This is a genomic window from Pseudomonas sp. 2,4-D, assembly GCF_030418155.1.
In the GTDB taxonomy this organism is placed as follows: domain Bacteria; phylum Pseudomonadota; class Gammaproteobacteria; order Pseudomonadales; family Pseudomonadaceae; genus Aquipseudomonas; species Aquipseudomonas alloputida.
This window is the reverse complement of the sequence record NZ_JAUHUI010000014.1, coordinates 63136-86151: the sequence shown is the minus strand read 5'-3', so window position 1 is coordinate 86151 and position 23016 is coordinate 63136. Positions and strand designations below refer to the sequence as shown.

General features: G+C 60.5%; 19 protein-coding genes. 8 read left to right on the top strand and 11 right to left on the bottom strand.

Annotation, left to right across the window (positions count from 1 at the left end; all coding sequences use genetic code 11):
- Positions 1-4: 4 nt before the first annotated feature.
- The gene (locus tag QYE47_RS12840; RefSeq protein ID WP_070383522.1) at positions 5-4327 is read left to right on the top strand and encodes an NEL-type E3 ubiquitin ligase domain-containing protein; all 4323 of its coding nucleotides are present in this window, start codon (positions 5-7) and stop codon (positions 4325-4327) included.
- Between the two features lie 27 nt (positions 4328-4354).
- On the opposite strand, the gene glpD is transcribed toward QYE47_RS12840, so the two are convergent.
- The 4 genes from glpD to QYE47_RS12820 all read right to left on the bottom strand — a co-directional run bounded on the left by glpD (position 4355) and on the right by QYE47_RS12820 (position 9375).
- Entirely contained in the window at positions 4355-5893 is a 1539-nt protein-coding gene (glpD, locus tag QYE47_RS12835; protein WP_070383523.1) for a glycerol-3-phosphate dehydrogenase, read from the bottom strand.
- A gap of 222 nt (positions 5894-6115) precedes the next feature.
- A complete protein-coding gene (gene glpR, locus QYE47_RS12830) occupies positions 6116-6871 on the bottom strand; it encodes a DNA-binding transcriptional repressor GlpR (RefSeq protein WP_003254962.1) in 756 nt (251 codons plus the stop codon).
- A 101-nt stretch (positions 6872-6972) separates the two neighbouring features.
- Entirely contained in the window at positions 6973-8472 is a 1500-nt protein-coding gene (glpK, locus tag QYE47_RS12825; protein WP_014589908.1) for a glycerol kinase GlpK, read from the bottom strand.
- Positions 8473-8523: 51 nt separating this feature from the next.
- Complete coding sequence (locus tag QYE47_RS12820) at positions 8524-9375, bottom strand: MIP/aquaporin family protein (RefSeq protein WP_014589909.1); 852 nt, start codon at positions 9373-9375, stop codon at positions 8524-8526.
- 302 nt (positions 9376-9677) lie between these two features.
- Between QYE47_RS12820 and ybaK the strand changes: the two genes are divergently transcribed.
- Positions 9678-10148, top strand: a complete 471-nt coding sequence (ybaK, locus tag QYE47_RS12815; RefSeq protein WP_003254957.1) for a Cys-tRNA(Pro) deacylase — start codon at positions 9678-9680, stop codon at positions 10146-10148.
- Between the two features lie 37 nt (positions 10149-10185).
- Here ybaK and QYE47_RS12810 read toward each other — a convergent pair whose 3' ends face one another.
- The gene (locus tag QYE47_RS12810; protein WP_019438139.1) at positions 10186-11295 is read right to left on the bottom strand and encodes an ABC transporter ATP-binding protein; all 1110 of its coding nucleotides are present in this window, start codon (positions 11293-11295) and stop codon (positions 10186-10188) included.
- Positions 11292-12212, bottom strand: a complete 921-nt coding sequence (argF, locus tag QYE47_RS12805; RefSeq protein ID WP_014589911.1) for an ornithine carbamoyltransferase — start codon at positions 12210-12212, stop codon at positions 11292-11294. The genes QYE47_RS12810 and argF overlap by 4 nt, the downstream gene beginning before the upstream one ends.
- A gap of 372 nt (positions 12213-12584) precedes the next feature.
- Here argF and QYE47_RS12800 point away from each other — a divergent pair, with 372 nt between their 5' ends.
- Both QYE47_RS12800 and grxD read left to right on the top strand, forming a co-directional pair.
- On the top strand, positions 12585-14693 hold the full coding sequence (locus QYE47_RS12800; RefSeq protein ID WP_070383524.1) for a molybdopterin-dependent oxidoreductase: 2109 nt from the start codon (positions 12585-12587) through the stop codon (positions 14691-14693).
- A gap of 91 nt (positions 14694-14784) precedes the next feature.
- Positions 14785-15120, top strand: coding sequence for a Grx4 family monothiol glutaredoxin (gene grxD / locus QYE47_RS12795; RefSeq protein WP_003254949.1), 336 nt, complete (start codon positions 14785-14787; stop codon positions 15118-15120).
- A 57-nt stretch (positions 15121-15177) separates the two neighbouring features.
- Here grxD and bfr read toward each other — a convergent pair whose 3' ends face one another.
- Positions 15178-15651: a bacterioferritin gene (gene bfr / locus QYE47_RS12790; RefSeq protein WP_003254948.1), complete on the bottom strand. Its 474-nt coding sequence runs from the start codon at positions 15649-15651 to the stop codon at positions 15178-15180.
- Between the two features lie 199 nt (positions 15652-15850).
- Entirely contained in the window at positions 15851-16069 is a 219-nt protein-coding gene (locus QYE47_RS12785; protein WP_003254947.1) for a bacterioferritin-associated ferredoxin, read from the bottom strand.
- Positions 16070-16293: 224 nt separating this feature from the next.
- Between QYE47_RS12785 and QYE47_RS12780 the strand changes: the two genes are divergently transcribed.
- The gene (locus QYE47_RS12780) at positions 16294-16896 is read left to right on the top strand and encodes a peroxiredoxin (protein WP_003254945.1); all 603 of its coding nucleotides are present in this window, start codon (positions 16294-16296) and stop codon (positions 16894-16896) included.
- 159 nt (positions 16897-17055) lie between these two features.
- Here the strand turns inward: QYE47_RS12780 and rnt are convergent, their stop codons facing one another.
- Positions 17056-17730 (bottom strand): ribonuclease T, encoded by a 675-nt coding sequence (rnt, locus tag QYE47_RS12775; RefSeq protein WP_003254944.1) that lies wholly within the window; start codon positions 17728-17730, stop codon positions 17056-17058.
- Positions 17727-18773 (bottom strand): dihydroorotase, encoded by a 1047-nt coding sequence (gene pyrC, locus QYE47_RS12770; protein WP_014589913.1) that lies wholly within the window; start codon positions 18771-18773, stop codon positions 17727-17729. The genes rnt and pyrC overlap by 4 nt, the downstream gene beginning before the upstream one ends.
- Before the next feature lie 130 nt (positions 18774-18903).
- Between pyrC and QYE47_RS12765 the strand changes: the two genes are divergently transcribed.
- Entirely contained in the window at positions 18904-19884 is a 981-nt protein-coding gene (locus QYE47_RS12765; protein ID WP_019438141.1) for an OmpA family protein, read from the top strand.
- Between the two features lie 309 nt (positions 19885-20193).
- Positions 20194-21411, top strand: a complete 1218-nt coding sequence (locus tag QYE47_RS12760) for an argininosuccinate synthase (RefSeq protein WP_003254941.1) — start codon at positions 20194-20196, stop codon at positions 21409-21411.
- A gap of 67 nt (positions 21412-21478) precedes the next feature.
- On the opposite strand, the gene QYE47_RS12755 is transcribed toward QYE47_RS12760, so the two are convergent.
- Positions 21479-21961 carry a hypothetical protein gene (locus QYE47_RS12755; RefSeq protein ID WP_014589915.1) on the bottom strand — a complete coding sequence of 161 codons (483 nt, stop codon included), beginning with the start codon at positions 21959-21961 and terminating at the stop codon, positions 21479-21481.
- Between the two features lie 368 nt (positions 21962-22329).
- Here QYE47_RS12755 and QYE47_RS12750 point away from each other — a divergent pair, with 368 nt between their 5' ends.
- Entirely contained in the window at positions 22330-22953 is a 624-nt protein-coding gene (locus QYE47_RS12750; RefSeq protein WP_003254939.1) for a response regulator transcription factor, read from the top strand.
- Positions 22954-23016 lie beyond the last annotated feature (63 nt).

The window sequence follows — 23016 nt, the reverse complement described above, 5'->3', positions numbered from 1 at the left end:
ACAGATGTCACCGCACCTGCTCCCGAACGATTCCATCGATAGCCTGATCGCCCAGAATTTGCCTGGATGGCTAGTCGACCACGCCCAACCGGAAAGGCTCGATGCGTTACGTAATGCCCTGAGTCGCCAGGCGCACTGCAATGCGCGGCTTGGCCCGATCCTCCAGGCCATCCCTTCTTTGCAGGCCTACGCAGCAACGTTGCTCAAAACGAAACTGCGCAAGAGCGGCATCAGCAACCCGGACGTGACGGGTTGGAGTGTACGGGTCTCGCAGCGGTTGTTGCTGCCCAGCGCTTCGCCTGTTCTGCTGCGGCCAACCTATGTTCGCCGCTCCGGGCGATCTCTGCTGGCGGCGGCGCTGCATAATTATCATCGCAAGGAAACGCGCCCCGGGCACATGCTCAAGGGTGAACTCGTCGATGGCGACGGCAAACGCCTGCCAATGAGCTTCCATGCGTTTGCCTCGGCGTGTCGTGAAATAGATGCCGGTGGTAAGTATCAGGCGTTGCTCACCCACCACCTGCAGCCTGAGGATGGCCCCCAGGATGAGCCGGGCCAGGCCATCGCTCGCTTGCACGGGCAGTTCGAGGGGAGTTTCAGGGCCAATTTCGAGGTGGCGATGCGGATCGCTGCGTTCAAAGGCGAAATTGACGAGCGCACGTATTGGTTGCTGTTGCCGCTTATCGCCGAAAAACCGGTGGTGCCTGTGCTGGTTGGCACTGTTGTACCCCGACAGCTGTACCTGCTGGGCCGCCCCATTCAAGGTGTACTGACGCTGGAAGTACGCCCTTCGGCGGATGGCGCAGTAGAGTCGGTGGTGCTTTGGATACCCGGTGACCCACTTGAGCCTGTCTCCCAACACGTCAGCTGGGACGCACTCGACACCTACCTCGGAAAACGTTTTCGGAAGCCGGCATATCGGCGCTTTTTCGCACGCTTCATTACCGAGCGAGAGCGGGTCAATTTCTATCGCGTATTGAACGAACGGGTCGCACAGGCGCAGGCGGCGGGGGTTGAACTTGACGCTCGTTCTGCAAAGATCACTGATGCGCCGTTCGCACACCTGCGCCGGCAATTCATCGCCAAGGTCAGGGACGACGCCAAAGTGCTCGCCGTGCCCACCGATGTCGAGGATGATGAAGACCGCGAAGCGCGCATGCGGGGCTACAAAGAACTGGGTATGGACTTGCTGAACGTGGCGGGGTTCTTCGTGCCAGTGCTGGGTGAAGTGTTGCTGGTGGCCAATGCGGTACAGCTGGCTGATGAAGTGTATGAAGGGTACCAAGATTGGCGCATCGGGGATCGCGAAGGGGCGTTGAACCACCTGTTCAACGTTGCCGAAAACGTTGTGGTAGGCGGGATGATCGCCGCCGGCAGCCACATCGCCCAGCGCGCCCTGGAGCGTGTGGCCTTCGTGGATGACTTGGCTCCGGTGTGCCACGCTGCTGGCAAGGTCAAGCTCATGGCCACGGATCTGTCAGGTTACGATGCCCAACCATTGCGTGGCGTCGGCGCGCAGGAATGGCTCTGGCACCTTGATGAGAGGGGTTACAGGGTGATGGAGGATCCGCACGATGGCCGCTCCAGGATCCTGCACCCTCGCCGTCCCAGTGCCTACCGGCCGGTGATCGAACCGAACGGAGCCGGCGGCTGGCGTCATGAACTCGAAGCTCCCCAGAGCTGGGAAGGGCGGGCCAATCTGGTCCGCCGCTTGAGTACACCGCTGGCAGAGCTACCGGCGCAGGCTTGTGATTACCTGCTGCAGGTGACAGGGCTGAGTGAAGCACAGGTTCGCCGTTTGCACGTGGAGCACATGGGCGCACCTGCACGGTTGCTGGATGCCCTGGAGCTTTACCAGGCCCATGAATTACATCCGGATTTCAGCGCGCCGCAATTGGCGCAGCACGTTGCTGCTCGGCAAGTGCTGCCCAATGGCCTCGAGCGGATAGTGCAGCGCGCTTACCCAGGCCTGTCGGCCCGCTGCACGCGTGAAGTGCTTCAGCAATGCACCGCTGCGCAACTCGATACACTCAGCACCGCACAGAGGATCCCTTTGGCAGTGGCCGAGCGCGCACGATGGTCACTGAGAGAAAGCCGTCTGGACAGGGCGTGCGCCGGTTTACGTCTGCCGCGTTGCGTCAATCCCGACACCGAACGCCTGGCTTTGGGCTTGCTCAAGCGTCAGCTGAAATGGCCGGACACCCTACGCATCGAACTGCGCGAAGGTAGCCCGGGTGGCCGATATCTGGCCGGTATCGGCGCCGAGTCTGCAGAGGATGTACGGTGTATCGTGCGCCGCGGCGACGGCTACCGCTACGCCGGTCAAGGCACATCCGGCCCCTACCTGGCGGCACTGCTGTCTGCGTTGGACGAGACGCAGACTGCCGATCTCGGCGATGCTGCTGTCAGTCCAGGCGCCCTGGGCTCGTTGTTGATCGAGGCCGCTGCCGGTGATCGTACCCAAGCGGCGGAGCTCTGTGGCATGCCCCGTCTGGGCGTTGGCCTGCGACCCCCGACCCGTTTGGGGGATGGGCGTATTGGTTATGTCTTGAGTGGGCGAGGTGAGAGCAGCCGACGTGCCATAGGTCGTGGTATTCACCAAGTGTTTCCGACAATGACTGACGGGGAAGTCCAAGCCTATCTGCTCGACCTCATGGAGCGGCGAGTAGGGTTGTGGGAGCATTACAGCCAGCTCACGGATCAGCTGGCGCGTATGCGTCTGAGCCTGCGCCAGTGGCGCCGGGACGCCAGTAATCCGCTCGATGCGCTACGCCGCCGTCAGGTCGCTAGAGCTATACGGCGCAGTTGGCGGCGTAAGATCACCGACCAGGCCGGGGATTACGCGTTGATTATCAACGGCGAGCGTGTCGGTAGCCTGCCCGATTTACCTGAGGGGGTAAGCTTTGATCACGTGCAACGGCTGATCCTCAGAGACCTGCGCCTTGGTGAAATCAGTTGGGACTTCCTGCGGCGTTTTCCCAATCTGGTGGAACTCGACCTGTCCGATAATCGCCTGACTGCGATTCCTCAGGGCATTGAACGGTTGCCCCGCCTGCGGCAGCTTCATCTGGGCAACAACAGGATAGTGATGGATGAGGCCGGTGAGTTGCGTCTTGCCGGGGCGAGGGCGCTGCAGCGCCTGGACCTCAACGACAACCCGTTGGGAAGGGCGCCGGTATTGACAGGCCTGGGCAATCTGCGTGAAGTCAACCTGCGCTCTGCGGCTCTGGAGGCGTTGCCTGAGCGCATTTCGTTTCGTGCCCACGTTGACTTGCGTGACAACAACATCCGCACGCTGCGCCGAGATTTGCACCGGTTGCGCTTGCAGGTGCGCCAGTTGTCCTTGCATGACAATCCACTGAGCGAAGCTGACGCATTGTTGCTCGACGAGGCGCGAGGAGTGACGCCGGGGCAGTGGGGATCAGCATCCGCACGCCATCGTGCAATTGACAGCGATCTGTTAAGTCGTTGGGCCAGCAGTACATCCGGAGCTGAGCGTGATCGCCAGCAGGCGATATGGACAGCGCTACGGGAGGAGCCGCAATCGGACGGATTGTTCAGCTTTCTCGCGGACTTCGTCATTACCGCGGACTTCAATGAGCACCCTGGGCATTACCGCAGTCGTATCTGGCGGATTCTGGAAGCATGCGAACAGCACGAGCAGTTGCGTCAACAGTTGTTTATCGAGGCATCTGGCCAACGCCGCTGTGTAGACCGGTTGCTGATGCTGCTGGAGCAGATGGAACTTGGGGTTTTGGTACTGCGTGCCGTCGAAGATGCCCATGGCAACCAGATGGAAGCCCGGTTGCTGAACTTGGGGCGTAGCTTGTTCAGGCTGGACGAGGTCGACCGCCTCGCTACCCTGCACGTGCAACGCTTGCATGCCGAGCACGCCCCTATTATCGATGAAATTGAGACCAGGCTCTTCTACAGGCAGCGGCTTGCGCGTCCGTTGGGCTTGCCTGTCGAGATCGACGAAATGCATTTCCCGAGTTTTGCGAACGTAACCACCAGTGATCTGCTGCGGGCCCAGGACACGGTCTTGCAGCACGAGTCGGCGGATGCTCTGATTGCCTCGTTGGCACAGCGGCCTTTCTGGGAGCGATACGCGCGGGACTTTCATGCCCAGCGATTTGAAGAGCTGGTGCAACCACTGCACCAGCGCATGGAGGCCCTACAGGCTCAGGTAGATGAGCAAGTGATCAACGAAAGCGAGTTTCTGCAACGCTGTGAAGCACTGAAGACTGATTACGATCGCAGCGAGCGGGCATTGCTGGCGCGTTTGGCGCGTGAAGCCTATGAGCGCTGGGCTAATACGCCCCCTTGACGAATCAAAAAGGCTTCACCGTCGGTATCAGGCTGCGCGGCTATTCGCGCGCACCTTGCGGGCTTGCTGCAGATACGCCTCCAGGGCCATCTGCTCCTGCGCGGTCAGCGACAGGCCCAGCTTGGTGCGACGCCAGATAATGTCAGCGGTTTGCTCTGCCCATTCCTCTTCCAGCAGGTAGTCCACCTCGCGGGTGAACAGCCCGGCACCGATAGCCTGCCCGAGGTCTTCGGGGCCGTGAACGCCATCGAGCAGTCGCCACACACGGCTACCATAGGTGAGCACCCAGCGTTTGGCCAGGTCGACAGGCAACCAGCCGCAACGTGCCAGTACGGCATCGATCAGCGCCTGTACCGTTGTCATGCCCTCTGCGCCCGGCAGTGGCGCACTGGCGGTCCAGGGGGCGCGCATCTGGGTGAAGAAGGGCTTGAGTTCAGCCATGGCCGATTCGGCCAGTTTGCGGTAGGTGGTGAGCTTGCCGCCGAATACCGACAGCAGCGGTGCCTGGCCGGCCTCTGCCGAAAGGGCGAGTGTGTAGTCCCGGGTCACCGCCGAAGGGTTGTCCGACTCGTCGTTGCACAGCGGCCGAACGCCGGAGTAGGTATGCAGGATGTCGGCTTGGCTCAGTTGATGATTGAAGTGCTCGTTGACGACCTTCAACAGGTAATGTGTTTCCTGCTCGGTAATGGCGACCGCGGCCGGGTCGCCGCTGTATTCCCGATCAGTGGTGCCGATCAGGGTAAAGCGGTCCAGGTACGGGATGCAGAAGACAATGCGCTGGTCTTCATTCTGCAGAATGTAGGCATGTTCACCTTCATACAGGCGCGGCACGATAATGTGGCTGCCCTGGATCAGGCGGATGCCGTAAGGCGCATCGAGCTTGAGGTCGTCCTTGATGAAGCTGGCCACCCACGGGCCCGCGGCGTTGACCAGCGCGCGGGCATGGATCGTCTGGAGGCTGCCGTCGGCGTGCTGCAGTTCTACCTGCCACAAGCCCTCTACACGCTCGGCGCGCAAGCAGCGGGTGCGGGTGTGGATATGTGCGCCAAGCTCACGGGCCGCCATGGCGTTGAGTACTACCAGGCGGGCGTCATCGACAGCGCAGTCGGCGTATTCGAAGCCGCGGGTGATTGCCGGCTTCAGCGGGTAGCCCGGACCGAAGCGCAGGCTACGCGAGGCGCCCAGGCGCTTGCGCTTGCCCAGGTGGTCGTAGAGGAACAGGCCGGCGCGGATCATCCATGCAGGGCGCAGGTGCGGGCGGTGCGGCAGCACGAAGCGCATCGGCTTTACGATGTGCGGCGCCTTGGCCAGCAGCACTTCGCGTTCAGCCAAGGCCTCGCGTACAAGACGAAATTCGTAGTGCTCCAGGTAGCGCAGGCCACCGTGAATCAGTTTGCTGCTGGCTGACGACGTGTGTTGGGCCAAGTCGTCTTTTTCGCAAAGGAAGACCTTCAAGCCGCGACCAGCGGCGTCGGCAGCGATGCCCACGCCATTGATGCCACCGCCGATCACGGCAAGGTCATAGCAGTCGGCTGTTGGGAGCTGGGACGAAACTGGCTGGGACACGGGCAAGGCCTCCTGGGGCTGTTCACATCGAATATGAACATTGATGTTCGTTTGCGAAAATATTAGCGCAACAGAAAGCCGGTCGCCAGTCAGTCTCTATAGAAAAAACTGATCAAATGACAATGAAGTGAACATTTACGAAAATTTAGCGGGTACCGCTTGGGTGAGGGGGCGCTTGCTCACGCAGACACCAAAAATCTGGCGGCATGCACCCACCAGCCCTCAAACCACCTCAAGCCTGATCTTGTTCTGGTTCAACAATTGGGTAAGGGTTGGGGTCGGTGTCTGGTCGGTCACCAGGCAGTCGACCAGGTCGATCGAGCCCAGGCGCACCATGGCATTGCGCCCGAACTTGCTGGAATCGGCCGCGAGGATCACTTGCCGGGCATTGGCGATGATGGCTTGCGACACCCGCACTTCCTGATAGTCGAAATCGAGCAGGCTGCCATCCTCGTCGATACCGCTGATGCCCACCAGGGCGAAGTCGACCTTGAACTGGTTGATGAAATCGACACTGGCCTGGCCGACCACACCACCATCACGGCGTACCGTGCCACCCGCCACCAGCACTTCGAAATCGTCCTTGGCGGCCAGGATCGCCGCCACGTGCAAGTTGTTGGTGATGACTTTCAGGTGGTTGTGGTTGAGCAGCGCCCGTGCGATCGATTCGGTGGTGGTGCCGATGTTGATGAACAGCGACGCATGGTCGGGAATCTGCCGGGCTACGGCGTCGGCAATGCGCTGCTTTTCGTCACGCATCTGGTCTGCACGCATGGCGTAGGCGGTGTTCTCGATGCTCGAGTCGTAAGCCGCGCCGCCGTGGTAACGGCGCAGCAGGTTGAGCTCGGCAAGCTGGTTGATGTCGCGTCGGATGGTCTGGGGAGTGACAACGAACAGCTGCGCCATTTCCTCGATACTGACATAGCCGCGTTCGCGTACCAGTTCGAGGATTTGTTGTTGGCGGGGGGGCAGATTCATGGGCGGTCCTTTGGGGCTGCCGGACAAATTCTGCAATGATGCCGTAGGAAGGGGATGACGGCCAATAGACGATTGGGGCCGCATGGCGGCCCCAACAGCTATCATGCCTCGTGATCTTCCCAGTCACGGGTACGCTCGACCGCCTTCTTCCAGCCGGCATACAGCTTTTCTTTCTGCGTTTCGTCCAGTTGCGGGCTGAACTCACGCTCGATGATCGCCTTGTCGCGCAGCTCGTCCAGGCCACTCCAGAAGCCACAGGCCAGGCCTGCCAGATAGGCGGCGCCCAGCGCCGTGGTTTCGCGCATCTGCGGCCGCTCCACGCAGGTGCCGAGGATGTCGGCCTGGAACTGCATGAGGAAATTGTTGGCCACGGCACCACCGTCCACGCGCAGTTCGGACAAGCGCTGGCCACAGTCCTGCTGCATGGCGTCGAGGACATCGCGGGTCTGGTAGGCGATGGACTCCAGTGCGGCGCGGATGATGTGGTCCACCTTCACGCCACGTGTCAGGCCGAACAACGCACCACGGGCATACGGGTCCCAGTACGGGGCACCCAGGCCGGTAAAGGCGGGCACCAGGTAAACGCCATTGCTGTCCTTGACCTTGCTGGCGAAATACTCGGTATCCAGGGCGTCGTTGACGATCTTCAGTTCGTCACGCAGCCATTGCACGGTAGAGCCACCATTGAATACCGCGCCTTCCAGTGCATAGGCCACCTCTCCACGCGGGCCGCAGGCAATGGTCGTGAGCAGGCCGTGGGACGACTTCACCGCCTGGTCGCCCGTGTTCATCAACAGGAAGCAGCCGGTGCCGTAGGTATTCTTGGCTTGGCCCGGCTCCACGCACATCTGGCCGAACAGTGCCGATTGCTGGTCGCCGGCGATACCGGCGATGGCTATGCCGCTCTTGGTGTGGCCGTACACTTCCGAGGATGGGCGCACCTCAGGCAACATTTGCCGCGGGATGCCCAGGATTTCCAGCAGCTTGTCGTCCCACTGCAGGCTGTGGATGTTGAACATCAGTGTGCGCGAGGCGTTGGTGTAGTCGGTGACGTGCACCTTGCCGCCGGTAAATTTCCAGATCAGCCAGGTGTCGATGGTGCCGAACAGCAGTTCGCCACGCTCGGCGCGCTCACGGGCGCCGTCGACATTGTCGAGGATCCACTTCAGCTTGGTGCCGGAGAAATACGGGTCGGTGACCAGGCCGGTGGTTTCACGAATGTAGTTTTCATGGCCGTCACGCTTGAGCTGAGCACAGATCTCGGTGCTGCGGCGGCACTGCCAGACAATGGCGTTGTATACCGGGCGCCCGGTTTCCTTGTCCCACACCACAGTGGTTTCGCGCTGGTTGGTAATGCCCAGCGCGGCAACCTGGGCGTGGCTGATACCCGCCTGGGCCAGGGCCTCGACCATGGTCGCGCTTTGTGTGGCGAAAATCTCCATCGGGTCATGCTCGACCCAGCCCGCCTGCGGGTAATGCTGTGCGAACTCGCGCTGGGAGGTACCCACAACATTGGCGTCACGGTCGAAAATGATCGCCCGCGAACTGGTGGTACCCTGGTCCAGGGCGATGATGTAGTTCTTATCCTGGGTGTCTGTCATGGTCGTAGGCCTTGCAAGAATAGGGGGTCAGGGCTGTGCGTGATGGTGGCATCAATTGGCTTGAGTATCGCCCTGGCGAATGTCATTTGTCTCAGGGGTCGCGGCGGGCGCCATTGGCAGGTTGCGTGCAATCAGGCCGCGGTAGCTCGCTGCACCCAAGCAGGCGCCAAGGATCGGTGCAAATACCGGAACCAGGAAATAGGGAATATCCCGCCCGCCAGTGAAGGCGATTTCGCCCCAACCGGCCAGGAAGGTCATGAGTTTTGGCCCAAAATCGCGGGCCGGGTTCATCGCAAAGCCAGTCAATGGGCCCATGGCGCTGCCAATCACTGCAATCAGCAGGCCGATCAACAGCGGGGCCATGGCGCCGCGCGGCAGGCCGTTGTTGTCGTCGGTCAGGGCCATGATCACGGCCATCAGAATGGCAGTGATCACCACTTCGACCAGAAACGCCTGGCTGGTAGACAGCGACGGGTGTGGATAGGTGGAGAACACCGAGGCCAGCTCAAGGCTGCCTTCGCTACCGCGCAGCATGGCGTGGGTTTGTTCGAAATCGAAGAACAGGTTGCTGTACAACGTGTAGACCAGTGCTGCGCCACAGAATGCGCCGCATACCTGGGCCAGCATGTAGAAGGGCAGCTTGCGCTTGTCGAACCCTGCGAACAGTGTGAGAGCGATACTCACGGCTGGGTTCAGGTGCGCACCGGAAATACCGGCGGTGAGGTAGATGGCCATGCTGACGCCCACGCCCCAGATGATACTGATTTCCCAAAGCCCGAAGCTGGCCCCGGCAACCTTGAGCGCGGCGACGCAGCCGGTACCGAAGAAGATGAGCAGGGCGGTGCCGAGAAACTCGGCCAGGCATTGGCTGGACAGTGTGGGTTGGCGCAGAGCAGTCGTCATGTATGACCTCGTTTTTTTTGTTGTGAGGCGCGTGGCGCTCGACAGCAAAACCCGGTGTCTATCCCCATTGACCCCGGGTGATGTAGGAAATGCACCTTAAAAGGGCATCGTTTATTCAGAAACGAAAAAATATAGACAAGAAACGCTGATGTCAAAGGTCGAAAGTGAACGGTCAGTCACGATAAGGTCGCTAGAATCAGCTGCTGATCCCTGTACTAGACGCGCTCGATTGCGGTGCGGTGGCTGGGATGTGGGAATTGTCCTAAAGTAGCCGCCGAGTCGTCCCTGACTGGAGCCCTTGCATGACCCCCGCCCTAGACCTGTTGAAGAAGCACCGTGCCGAGCATCGTGTGCACAGTTATGAACATGACCCGAAGTCGGCGTCGTATGGCCTGGAGGCGGCAGAAAAGCTCGGGCTCGACCCGCAACAGGTGTTCAAGACGTTGCTGGCAAGCAGCGAGAAAGGGGAATTGCTGGTAGCGGTGGTGCCCGTGGTGGGGACCTTGGACCTTAAGGCCCTGGCCCATGCTGCTGGGGTGAAGAAGTGCGAGATGGCCGACCCGGCGGCGGCGCAGCGGGCGACCGGTTACCTGGTGGGCGGCATCAGCCCGCTGGGGCAGAAGAAGCGCCTGCGGACCTTTATTGATGACTCGGCGCAGAATTTTGCAACTATCCATGTCAGCGCCGGCAGGCGTGGCCTGGAAGTGGAGCTGGCAGCGGCGGTGCTGGCGGAGTATACGCAGGGCACGTTTGCCGGGATTGGTCGAGGCTGAGAACAGGGGGCCGCCAAGCGGCCCCCTGGCGCTGAAGTCAAGTCGCCGAACTGTATCGACGCACGCCATTCTCCTGGCGTGGCAACTGTGCTGCAACGCTACCCGGTACCGGGAATAGCACGAGGTGATCGGCCTTCACTGCAATCTCCACATTCTCACCGATCGCGTGGTCGTTATGGCTAGGGAAGATCGCTTCCAGCTGGCTGCCGGTGGGCAACTGCAGGCGGTAGAGCGTGGATGCCCCAAGGAAACTCTTGCCCACGATGTTCGCCAGGAGCGCGCTGCCAGGTGCATGCACGATATCATCCGGGCGCAGCAGTACATCCACCGAACTGCCCGGCGCCATGATGTAGGCGCGGTTACCGCGCAGCTCACCCACTTCGGTATTGACTGCCTCGTGGCTGCTCATTTGCCCACGGATGAAGTATCCCTGGCCGATGAAACTCGCCACGAATGGCGTCTGCGGTTCGTGGTAAAGGTTATAGGGCGTATCCCACTGTTCCAGGCGGCCTTCCTTGAAGACGCCAACCTGGTCGCTGACGGCAAAGGCTTCTTCCTGGTCATGGGTGACCAGAATGGCGCTGGTACCGCGGCTTTTGAGAATGTCGCGAACCTCATGGCTCAGGCGCCGGCGCAGCTCCACGTCGAGGTTGGAGAACGGCTCGTCAAGCAGCAGCAGCTGCGGCTCGGGCGCCAGCGCCCGGGCCAGGGCGACACGTTGCTGCTGGCCGCCAGACAGCTCATGCGGGTAACGTCCGCCCAGCCCGCCGAGTTTGACCAGCTCCAGCATCTCTTCGATGACGGCGGCCTGGCGTGGGTGTTTGGCGATACCAAAGGCAATGTTCTGCGCCACGGTCAGGTGCGGGAACAGCGCGTAGTCCTGAAATACCATGCCGATGCGGCGCTTTTCAGGGGCCAGGGTGAAGCCAGCCCGGGAAATGACCTCACCAGCCAGGTGGATTTCACCTTCGTGCACCGGCTCGAAACCGGCGATGGCGCGCAGGGTGGTGGTCTTGCCACAACCGGATGAACCCAGCAGGCAACCGATGTCGCCTGCGTTCAGGTGCAGGTTGAGGTTCTGGACGATGCGCTGGTCGCCATAGCCGCAGGCGAGGTTGCGCAGGTTGAGCAGTAGGGGTTGACTCATGCGTGGTGGTAAGCCGGTTCTACAAGGAATTCGAGAAGCGCCTTCTGTGCATGCAGGCGGTTTTCAGCCTCGTCCCAGGCGACCGAACGTGGGTCGTCGAGCAGGTCCTGGCTGATTTCCTCGCCACGATGGGCGGGCAGGCAGTGCATGAAGAGGACATCGGGTGCAGCCAGGTCGAGCAGTTCGCGGGTGACCTGGTAAGGCGCGAAATGCGCCAGGCGCCGTGCAGTTTCCTCCTCCTGACCCATGGAAGTCCAGACATCGGTGACCACCAGGTGTGCATCACGCACAGCTTCCCTGGCATCCCGGATGATCTGCACGCGGTCACCGCCCAGTGCCATGAAGCGTTGATCCGGCTCATAGCCTTCGGGGCAGGCGATGCGCAGCTGGAAATCGAACTGCCTGGCGGCTTCGATATAGGAGTTGCACATGTTGAAGCCATCGCCGATCCAGGTCACGGTCTTGCCCTGAATCGAGCCGCGGTGTTCAACGAAGGTCTGCATGTCGGCCAGCAGTTGGCACGGGTGCGATTCGTCGGACAGGCCGTTGATCACGGGTACGCGCGACTTGGCGGCGAACTCGGTCAGGGTGCTGTGGGCGTGGGTACGGATCATCACCGCATCAACCATGCTCGACAGCACAATGGCGCTGTCACCAATCGGCTCGCCGCGGCCCAGCTGGGTGTCGCGGGGCGACAGGAAGATGGCCTGGCCACCGAGCTGGATCATGCCGGCCTCGAACGACACACGGGTACGGGTCGAGGACTTTTCGAAGATCATGCCCAGTACACGGTTCTTCAGCGGTTCGAACAGCACGCCTCGCTTACGCAGGTCCTTCAGCTCGATGCCGCGGCGGATCACCCCGAGCAATTCGTCGGTGGTGAAGTCCAGCAGGGAGAGAAAGTGCCTAGCGCTCATGAGTGACTACCTTATCTGCAACGGTATGCAGGTCGACCGTATGGTTTTTTTGACAACGGGGGTGACCTGCGGCGTAAGCCGCACGGGGCGGACGAAATAGGGAAAGGCGCAATACTATAAGTAAATGTCGCCTGAAGCCAAGGGGGGAAAGCGGCGTGATTGCAAAGGGTATTGCAAAGGGTGTCTTTACCCGTTGGCCCGTGCTGTTCTTTATTTGCTACAGACGGTTGTACACGGCTTGCTGGCAATTTGGCAAATGGCTGTCGTGAATCGTGCGCCTGATGTCGGTGGATTCACGCGGCGAAGCGCACTGGCCGCGGGGCGGGGTCAGGCGCATAGTCACTGTTCGACAACAACAAGGCAGAGGCGGCCATGACCAAGACCCTGCATCACCGTGCCTGTCACCTGTGCGAAGCGATCTGCGGGCTCAACATCGAAGTCAGTCATGAGGAGGACGGGCGGGCCCTGATCAGCTCGATCAAGGGCGACCCCCAGGACCCGTTCAGCCGTGGCCATGTCTGCCCCAAGGCCGTGGCGTTGCAGGACATCCAGAACGACCCGGATCGCCTGCGCCAGCCCCACAAGCGAGTCGGTGAGCAATGGCAGGCCATTGGCTGGGATGAGGCTTTCGCACTGGCTGCCGAAAAATTGTGGGCGGTCCAGCAAGCCCATGGGCGCAATGCCGTGGCGGTCTACCAAGGCAACCCGAGTGTGCACAATTACGGCTTGATGACCCACAGCAACTATTTCCTGGGCCTGCTCAAGACCCGTAACCGTTTCTCTGCCACGTCCGTGGACCAGTTGCCCCAACACCTGGTCAGCCACTTGATGTATGGGCATGGGCTGCTGCTGCCGATTCCGGATATCGATCACACGGAGTTCATGCTGATTCTTGGCGGCAACCCGCTGGCCTCCAACGGCAGCATCATGACCGTTCCAGACGTGGAGAAGCGCCTGAAGGCCCTGCGGGCGCGTGGTGGGCGCCTGGTGGTGGTTGACCCGCGGCGTAGCGAAACGGCTGCAATGGCTGACAGCCATTTGTTCATACGCCCTGGTGGTGATGCAGCCCTGTTGTGCGGCTTGCTCAACACATTGTTCGAAGAAGGCCTGGCACGGGGCTCGCACTTGCCGGTTAGCGGCCTGCAGCAGGTGCGCGAGGCCATTGCGCCGTTCAGTGCCGAGGCCGTTAGCGCCCAATGTGGTATTGCTGCAGCGGATATTCGCCAGCTGGCACGCGACTTCGCCGCTGCCGGGCAGGCCGTGTGCTACGGCCGCATGGGTGTCTCGACCCAGGCATTCGGTACCCTTTGCCACTGGCTGGTGCAGCTTGTGAACCTGGTGACCGGCAACCTCGACCGTACAGGCGGCGCGTTGTGCACGGAGCCTGCCGTCGACCTGGTGGCAACCACCTCGGGCGGCCACTTCAACGCCTGGCAGAGCCGTGTGTCGGGCTTGCCCGAGTACGGCGGCGAGCTGCCGGTGGCTGCCCTGGCCGAGGAAATGCAAACACTGGGCGAAGGGCAGGTGCGCGCCCTGGTGACAGTTGCCGGCAACCCTGTGTTGTCCACGCCTAACGGCCGCCAGCTGGATACGGCGCTGGAGGGGTTGGAGTTCATGCTCAGTATCGACCTCTACATCAACGAAACCACCCGCCATGCCGACCTGATCCTGCCCTCCACCTCAGCGCTGGAGAACGACCATTACGACAGCACCTTCAACCTGCTGGCAGTGCGCAATGTCACGCGCTTCAACCGGGCAATCCTGCCCAAGCCGGAGGGGGCATTGCATGACTGGGAAATCTTCGTCGGCCTGGCCCAGGCTTTTGCCAAGCGTGCCGAGTTGGAGTTGAAGCAGACCTGGTCGCCTGCGCAGATGATTGATCAAGCCCTGCGCAAAGGGCGCTATGGTGAAGCTACGCCTTGGCGGCTCTCCCTGGCAACCCTGGACGATCACCCGCACGGGCTTGACCTGGGGCCGTTACGCAGCAACCTCGCTGGGCGCCTGGCGACTGCCAGCAAGGCTGTCGAAGCCGCCCCCCAGGTTTTACTGGACGACCTGCACCGCCTGGCGCAAATGACGCCCCCGGTGCCGGGCGAACTGCTGCTGATCGGGCGCCGCCATGTGCGCAGCAACAACTCGTGGATGCACAACTTCCATCGCCTGGTGAAAGGCAAGCCACGGCATCAGTTGTTGATGCACCCGCAAGACTTGCAGCAGCGGCAACTGCAGGATGGCCAGCGCGTGCGCATACGTTCGCGTACCGGCTCACTGGAGGTCGAGGTGCAGGCCTGCGAGGACATGATGCCCGGTGTGGTCAGCTTGCCCCATGGTTATGGTCATGGTCGTCAGGGCGTGCACATGCAGATCGCCCAGGCGCAACCCGGCGTGAGTGCCAATGACCTGACCGATGAGCGCTTTCGGGACCAGGTTTCCGGAAACGCTGCACTCAATGGCGTACCCGTGCAGGTCGAGGCCGCTTGAGGAACGGCAAGGCCGAGCACTGCGCTCGGCTTTCCGATACAATGCGACACCGTGCCGACGACTGTGTCGGATAGTTCAGCCGAGGTGCTACATGGATATCATCGAAACGATCAAAGAGCAGATTGCCAACAACACCATTCTGCTTTACATGAAAGGCTCGCCGAATGCTCCGCAGTGCGGCTTCTCTGCGCGTGCATCGCAGGCCGTGATGGGTTGTGGCGAAAAGTTCGCCTACGTCGACATCCTGCAGAACCCGGAAATTCGCGCCAACCTGCCAAAATACGCCAACTGGCCGACCTTCCCGCAACTGTGGGTAGCCGGTGAGCTGGTTGGCGGCAGCGACATCATGCTGGAAATGTTCGAGAAGGGTGAGCTGCAAACCCTGATCAAGGAAGCGGCTGCCAAGGCCAAGGCTTCTGAAGCCTGATCTTCCGGCAAGCATGAAAAAACCCGCTGATCGCGGGTTTTTTCATGGGGCGAATATTTACTCTTCGCCCATCTGCGACTGCAGGTAGTTCTCGATACCGATCTTGTCGATCAGCCCCAGTTGGGTTTCCAGCCAGTCGATGTGTTCTTCCTCGGACTCGAGGATATCTTCGAGCACGTCACGCGAGCCGAAGTCGCCAGCGGTTTCACAGTGGGCGATGGCGGCCTTCAGGTCGACCAGGCCTTGCTGTTCAATCTTCAGGTCGCACTCGAGCATTTCCTTGGTGTGCTCGCCGATCAGCAGTTTGCCCAGGTCCTGAACGTTAGGAATACCCTCGAGGAACAAAATACGCTTGATCAGCTTGTCAGCGTGCTTCATTTCATCGATGGATTCTTTGTACTCATGCTTGCCGAGTTTGTTCAGCCCCCAATCTTCGTACATGCGTGCGTGCAGGAAGTACTGGTTGATCGCGACCAGCTCGTTTCCGAGGATCTTGTTGAGATGCTGGATGACGCTTACGTCGCCTTTCATGTCGGGTTCCTGCCCTGTAGAAGTGTGTCAATCCACTGAAGTTTGAGCCCGATACTTAGGTGTGTCAAACCTAAGTTCTTGAATAATAAGTGAAAATTAATAGGAATAAGAATGTTTGTGAACCGCGTTGCAACGCTAACTTGTTGAATTTCGGGCATAAAAAAACCGGACACCAGGTCCGGTTCTTGAAATTCTGCGTTCAGGCAGCGGTAAATTCGACGGGGTAGGGCAGGGCTGCCTGACTGACCTGAAGCTCGGTCAGGGTCTCGCGGACCACTTGCTTGGCCACGCAGGCGCATTTCCCACACTGGCTGGCGACATTGGTGGCGGCTCGCACTTCCTTGTAACTGCAGCATCCTTCATAGATCGCATCGCGGATCTGTCCGTCGGTAACGCCGACACAAAGACACACATACATAAGGGCTGACCATCGCTTGTTGGGTCGATGGGTTGGAGCTTAATGGTAATGAGAATGCTTGTCAAAGATCTTTCTGAGAGGGCTGTGCTTGAGTGACCGGTGGTCGCTTTGTCGACGGAGTCGGCCTGTCATGAGAAGCCGTGTATGATGGTCGGCCTTTGTTGGATGTCGGGCAAGCCCGTCTGGCCCGGCAAACGGTTTTTCACCCTCATCAGGAGATTACAATGAGCGTACTCGTTGGTAAGAAAGCCCCCGATTTCACCGTTCCGGCCGTGCTGGGCAATGGCGAGATCGTCGATAGCTTCAACCTGGCCTCGGCCATCAAGGGCAAGTACGGCCTGGTGTTCTTCTACCCGCTGGACTTCACCTTCGTCTGCCCGTCCGAGCTGATCGCCCTGGACAACCGCATCCCTGACTTCCAGGCGCGCAACGTGGAAGTGATCGGTGTATCGATCGACTCGCACTTCACCCACAACGCCTGGCGTAACACCCCGGTCAACAACGGCGGCATCGGTCAGGTGAAGTACACCCTGGCTGCCGACATGACCCACGAAATCTGCAAAGCCTACGACGTTGAGTCCGAAGGCGGCGTGGCCTTCCGTGGTGCCTTCCTGATCGATACCAACGGTGTTGTCCGTTCGCAGATCGTCAACGACCTGCCACTGGGCCGTAACATGGACGAGCTGCTGCGTCTGGTTGACGCTCTGCAGTTCCACGAAGAGCACGGCGAAGTCTGCCCTGCCAACTGGAAAAAAGGCGACAAGGGCATGAACGCTTCGCCTGAAGGCGTTGCTGCCTACCTGAGCGAGAACGCTGGCAAGCTGTAATTGCTGCGTGCATGAAAAAACCGGCCTTCGTGGCCGGTTTTTTTATGCCTTCCTGTGCCGGCCTCTTCGCGGGCGCGCCCGCTCCCACCGATTCTCTGCATGCCTGAAGGCAAAGGTGAACCTGTGGAAGCGGGCGTGCCCGCGAATGCCTTTGGCAGGTCAATCGTTGAAATCGCGCCAGCCGCCCATTTCTTTCCAGCGGTTGACGATGCCGCAGAACAGCTCAGCGGTTTTCTCGGTGTCATAACGTGCCGAGTGCGCCTCACGCCCGTCGAAGTCGATGTCAGCGCTCTGGCAGGCCCGCGCCAGCACGGTCTGGCCATACGCCAGGCCCGCCAGGGTGGCGGTGTCGAAGCTGGAGAACGGGTGGAACGGATTGCGCTTCAGGTCATTGCGCGCCACTGCTGCATTGAGGAAACCCAGGTCGAAACTGCTGTTGTGGCCGACCAGAATCGCCCGCTTGCAGCCGTTGGCCTTGAGTGCCTTGCGCACGCCACGGAAGATGTCGGTCATCGCGCTTTCCTCGCTGACCGCCATGCGCAGCGGGTGGTCCAGCTTGATCCCGGTGAACTCAAGCGCGGCCGGCTCGATGTTGGCGCCCTCGAACGGCTCCACTCGGTGGAAGTAGGTGTGTTCGGGGAACAGGAAGCCTTTCTCGTCCATGCCGATGGTGACGGCGGCAATTTCCAGCAATGCATCGGTAGCGCTGTTGAAACCACCGGTTTCAACATCCACCACGACCGGCAGATAGCCGCGGAAGCGCTCGGCCATCGGGTGGCGAGGACCGCTGCTGCCTTGGGTGTCCAGGTCGTCTTCGTAAAGGTCTTCGCTCACGCGTTTTTCTCCAGCAGGCGCCAGCGCAGTTTTTCGCCAGCGCGCAGCGGGACTACGGTTTGCTCGCCAAATGGCAGGCTTTCCGGAGCGGTCCATTCTTCGCGGACCAGGGTAATGGTTTCGGTGTTCGCCGGCAGGCCATAGAAGGCCGGGCCGTGCAGGCTGGCGAAGCCTTCCAGCTTGTCCAGCGCGTTACGCTGCTCGAACGCTTCGGCGTACATCTCGATGGCCGCATAAGCGGTGTAGCAACCCGCGCAACCGCAGGCTGCTTCCTTGGCGTGACGGGCATGAGGTGCCGAGTCGGTGCCGAGGAAGAACTTCGGATTGCCGCTGGTGGCTGCATCCAGCAAGGCCACCTGGTGGGTGTTGCGCTTGAGGATCGGCAGGCAGTAGAAGTGCGGGCGAATGCCGCCAACCAGCATGTGGTTGCGGTTGTACAGCAGGTGCTGGGCGGTGATGGTCGCACCCACGTTGGCCGGGGCCTCGGTGACGAACTGCGCGGCGTCGCTGGTGGTGATGTGTTCGAACACCACTTTCAGCGTCGGGAAGCGCTCGACCACACGGCGCATGTGCTCGTCGATGAAGCGCTTCTCGCGGTCGAACACGTCGATCTCGCTGCGGGTCACTTCGCCATGCACCAACAGCGGCATGCCAACTTCCGCCAGCGCCTCTATGGCCGGGAAGATGTTGTCGATGCTGGTCACGCCCGAATCGGAGTTGGTGGTGGCGCCGGCCGGGTACATTTTGGCGGCGTACACGAAACCGCTGGCCTTGGCCGCGCGGATGTCCTCGGGGCTGGTGCGGTCGGTGAGGTACAGCACCATCAGCGGCTCGAAGCGACTGCCGGCCGGGCGGGCAGCCAGAATGCGCTCACGGTAGGCACCAGCCTGCTCGGCATTACGCACCGGAGGATTCAGGTTGGGCATGATGATGGCACGGGCGAAGGTACGCGCCACGTCGCCAACGGTGTGGGGCAGGACGGCACCATCGCGCAGATGGATGTGCCAGTCGTCGGGGCGCAGGAGGGTCAGGCGATCGGACATTGGGGATTCCAGGCGGGTCGAACTCAAGCCCCAATCCTACCGGAAAACCCCGGGGCGAGCACGGCTATCAAGTTTTCAGGACAGCGTCCGATAGCCTGCAGGTAAGCCGTCAGAATTTGTGGAGCCGCCCGTGCGCCAGCGTTACCTAGCCCTGTTGACCCTGTTCGCCAGCCTGCCGGCCGGCGCACTGACTTTCCAGACGCGCATGGAGAACATTGCCTGGAAGGTCGAGGGTGACCAGTTCGAGTGCCGTCTGAGCCAGCCGATCGAAGGTTTCGGCAGCGGTACGTTCGTGCGTCGGGCAGGCGAGCAGCCGGTGTTCCAGCTGCGGTCGGACAGCAACGTACTGGGTGCAGGCACCGCCAGCCTGTTGGCCGCGGCAGCGCCGTGGCAACCAGGGCGTGGCGATATCAACCTGGGCAATGTGCGTATGGCCCGCAGTGGTGTGCTGTTCAGCTCCTCCCAAGGGCAGGCCAGCCGGCTGATCAACGGATTGCTCGACGGGCGTAGCACCGTCGTGCGCAACTACACCGGTGAGGCAGGCAGGCCGATGGAGGTGCGAGTGCTGCCGGTCAGCTTCGCCAAAGCCTACAATGACTATCAGGTCTGTGCTGGCAAACTGTTGCCGATGAACTACGACCAGGTGCGCCAGACCCAGGTGGGTTTTCCCGGGGGCGGTATCGAGCTGGATGCAGCAGCCAAGGCGCGGCTGGACGTGATCCTCGATTACATGAAAGCCGACCCGACGGTGAACCATGTCGAGCTCAATGGGCATTCCGACAACAGTGGCAACCGCCTGGCCAACCGCGACCTGTCACGCCGCCGCGCATTGGCCGTGGCCGATTATTTCAAGGCTAATGGTGTGCCGGACGAGCAGATCACTGTGCGCTTCCATGGCGAGCGTTATCCGCTCGCGAAGAACAACAGTGCGTCGAATCGAGCGCGTAATCGGCGGGTGAATATCGAGCTTGATAGGCTGGCGGTGGTTGAGAAACCGGTGGAAAAGCCGGTTGAGCAAGCGGCGCCGGGTGTTGCACCGGTATCAGGGCCTGTTCCAGCGGGTCCGGCTGCTGCACCTGCCTCGGGCGTCCCGGGGGCGAAGGCGCCCTGAGATCTGGTCGGTGCATGTCATGGGCTCGCATCAAGGCGGACACCTGGCGGCGCTCGGTCTCACAGGCGCAGAATGTGTCGAGGCGGACACCTGGCGGCGCTCGATCTCACAGGCGCTGAACTCCTCAAGGCATGCACGCTGCGGCTCGACGCCCCTCCATGGTCCTCATGCCACATCCTGCAACCGACCGCCCGTCGCCCCTACGAAAGTTCCTGTCGCTTTGTCGTCAGAAGCTGTCGTCCCACTGTAAATTTATCCGCAACGCCGGTAGAATCGGTCCCTTTCCGTACAACCCCGTGGAGTGATGGCATGGCGGACGTAAAAAAGGTCGTACTGGCGTATTCCGGCGGCCTTGATACTTCGGTGATTCTCAAGTGGCTGCAGGATACCTACAACTGCGAAGTGGTGACCTTCACCGCTGACTTGGGGCAGGGCGAAGAGGTCGAACCGGCCCGTGCCAAGGCCCAGGCAATGGGCGTTAAAGAGATCTACATCGACGACCTGCGCGAAGAATTCGTGCGTGATTTCGTGTTCCCGATGTTCCGCGCCAACACCGTCTACGAAGGCGAGTACCTGCTGGGTACTTCCATCGCCCGTCCGCTGATCGCCAAGCGTCTGATCGAAATCGCCAACGAAACCGGCGCTGACGCCATTTCCCATGGCGCCACCGGCAAGGGTAACGACCAGGTGCGCTTCGAGCTCGGTGCTTATGCCCTGAAGCCAGGCGTCAAGGTCATCGCCCCATGGCGCGAGTGGGACCTGCTGTCCCGCGAAAAGCTGATGGACTACGCCGAGAAGCACGGCATCCCGATCGAGCGCCACGGCAAGAAGAAGTCGCCGTACTCGATGGACGCCAACCTGCTGCACATCTCCTATGAAGGCGGTGTCCTGGAAGATACCTGGACCGAGCACGAAGAAGACATGTGGCGCTGGAGTGTCTCGCCTGAGAACGCCCCGGATCAGGCTACCTACATCGAACTGACCTACCGCAATGGTGACATCGTTGCCATCGACGGCGTCGAGAAATCCCCGGCCACCGTCCTGGCAGACCTGAACCGTATCGGTGGTGCCAACGGCATCGGCCGTCTGGACATCGTCGAAAACCGTTACGTCGGCATGAAGTCGCGCGGTTGCTACGAAACGCCTGGCGGTACCATCATGCTCAAGGCACACCGTGCCATCGAGTCGATCACCCTGGACCGCGAAGTCGCTCACCTGAAAGATGAGCTGATGCCAAAGTATGCCAGCCTGATCTACACCGGCTACTGGTGGAGCCCGGAACGTCTGATGCTGCAACAGATGATCGATGCTTCGCAGGTCAACGTGAATGGTGTGGTGCGCCTGAAACTGTACAAGGGCAATGTGACCGTGGTTGGCCGCAAGTCGGACGATTCGCTGTTCGATGCCAACATCGCCACCTTTGAAGAAGATGGTGGTGCGTACAACCAGGCAGATGCTGCGGGCTTCATCAAGCTCAACGCACTGCGTATGCGCATTGCCGCCAACAAGGGCCGTTCGCTGCTCTGATTGCTGCCGTGTGCGAAAACCCCGGCTCAGTCCGGGGTTTTTTTATGCCCGCGCAAAGGCGGGTCGTTCAACTTCGATGGCTCACATCATCGCCCTCAAGTGTGCTGATCGAAAGCTGCGCACATTGACGTCTGTCCAGATTACAAAAGCGCCAGACTCGTGTTGGCTCGGGCGGTTGGGCAAGTGCGTGCAAGAGTTGTTGCTCCATCATGCGATAGGCGTCGGGGCCAGAGAACATGAATGTGACAGGCTCGCCCTGTACCGCCTCTTGGGCATCATTGGAAATAGCGGGTGTGACCACACTGTTCAGTGCTGGCGTGTTGGGCTGTGCTGTGCTGTCGGGTAGCGGGTTGTAGAACGACTTGTAATTGAAGTTGAGCGTCAGAAAGAACAGTGCCGTCAGAAAGAATGGAAAGCCTACCAGGAACCAGGTGTAGAGCTTTTGGCTGGACTCGCCGAGAAATGGCAGTGTGGCAAGGGCGGAGGCTTCGATGATCCCCGCGAAGATGGCAATGATCGTCAGCGGGGCGACAGGTTGTGCTTGGGTCATATAGGCCGTCTCCAGCGGTTTTGTCCATCTTTACCTTACTGCTGTACTCAACTAAAGGCTGGATTGTTTCCCGGGGGAGGAATGATCGTCAGAGAACCTCGTTGTGTTGCTTTTTCGACGTGCTTGAGTCGGAAGTTTTCCTTTGCTGAAGATCAGTCTTCAACTGGTACGTTTATGTCAGTGGGTGGTACCGTTTCTTTCGGTAATAAGTAATTTGTTTGTTACAACCATAGTCATTGTGTGTAGGAAGTTTCTGTAAGTTCTGTAGGCTTTGTCTGTCCATGGCTTTCGCTGGTAAATCGCCGCGCCAGCAAGCGTCCTGTCGGTTATCTTGGCGTGCCAAAGCAACAACAATGTATGGATATCGCATGAATAAAGTGCTTATCGTGGATGATCATCCGGTCATACGCCTGGCCGTACGCATGCTGATGGAGCGGCATGGGTATGACGTTGTGGCGGAGACTGACAATGGGGTGGCTGCGTTGCAGCTGACACGGCAACACCTGCCGGATATCGTGGTGCTGGATATCGGTATCCCGAAACTGGATGGCCTGGAGGTGATCGCCCGCATGGCGACGTTCAGCCCGGGTAGCAAAGTACTGGTGCTGACGTCACAGGCCCCCGGCAACTTTTCGATGCGCTGCATGCAGGCAGGGGCGGCGGGTTACGTGTGCAAGCAACAGGAGCTTACCGAACTGCTCAGCGCTATCAAGGCTGTGTTGTCGGGTTACAGCTACTTCCCCAACCAGGCCTTGCATGCGTCACGTGGCAGGGGGGCGGGCAGCGAGACGGATATGGTGAATCGCCTTTCTGCGCGAGAAATGACGGTGCTGCAACAACTGGCGCGAGGGCGTTCGAACAAGGAGATTGCCGACAGCATGTACCTCAGCAACAAGACGGTCAGTACCTACAAGTCGCGGCTCTTGCTCAAGCTCAATGCACGGTCGCTGGTTGACCTGATCGAGCTGGCGCAACGGCAAGGTCTGAACTGATCGCCAAGCCTTGAAGCCTCCAGACGGAGGCTTTGCCAAGGCTATGGGGCCATGACTACGGGA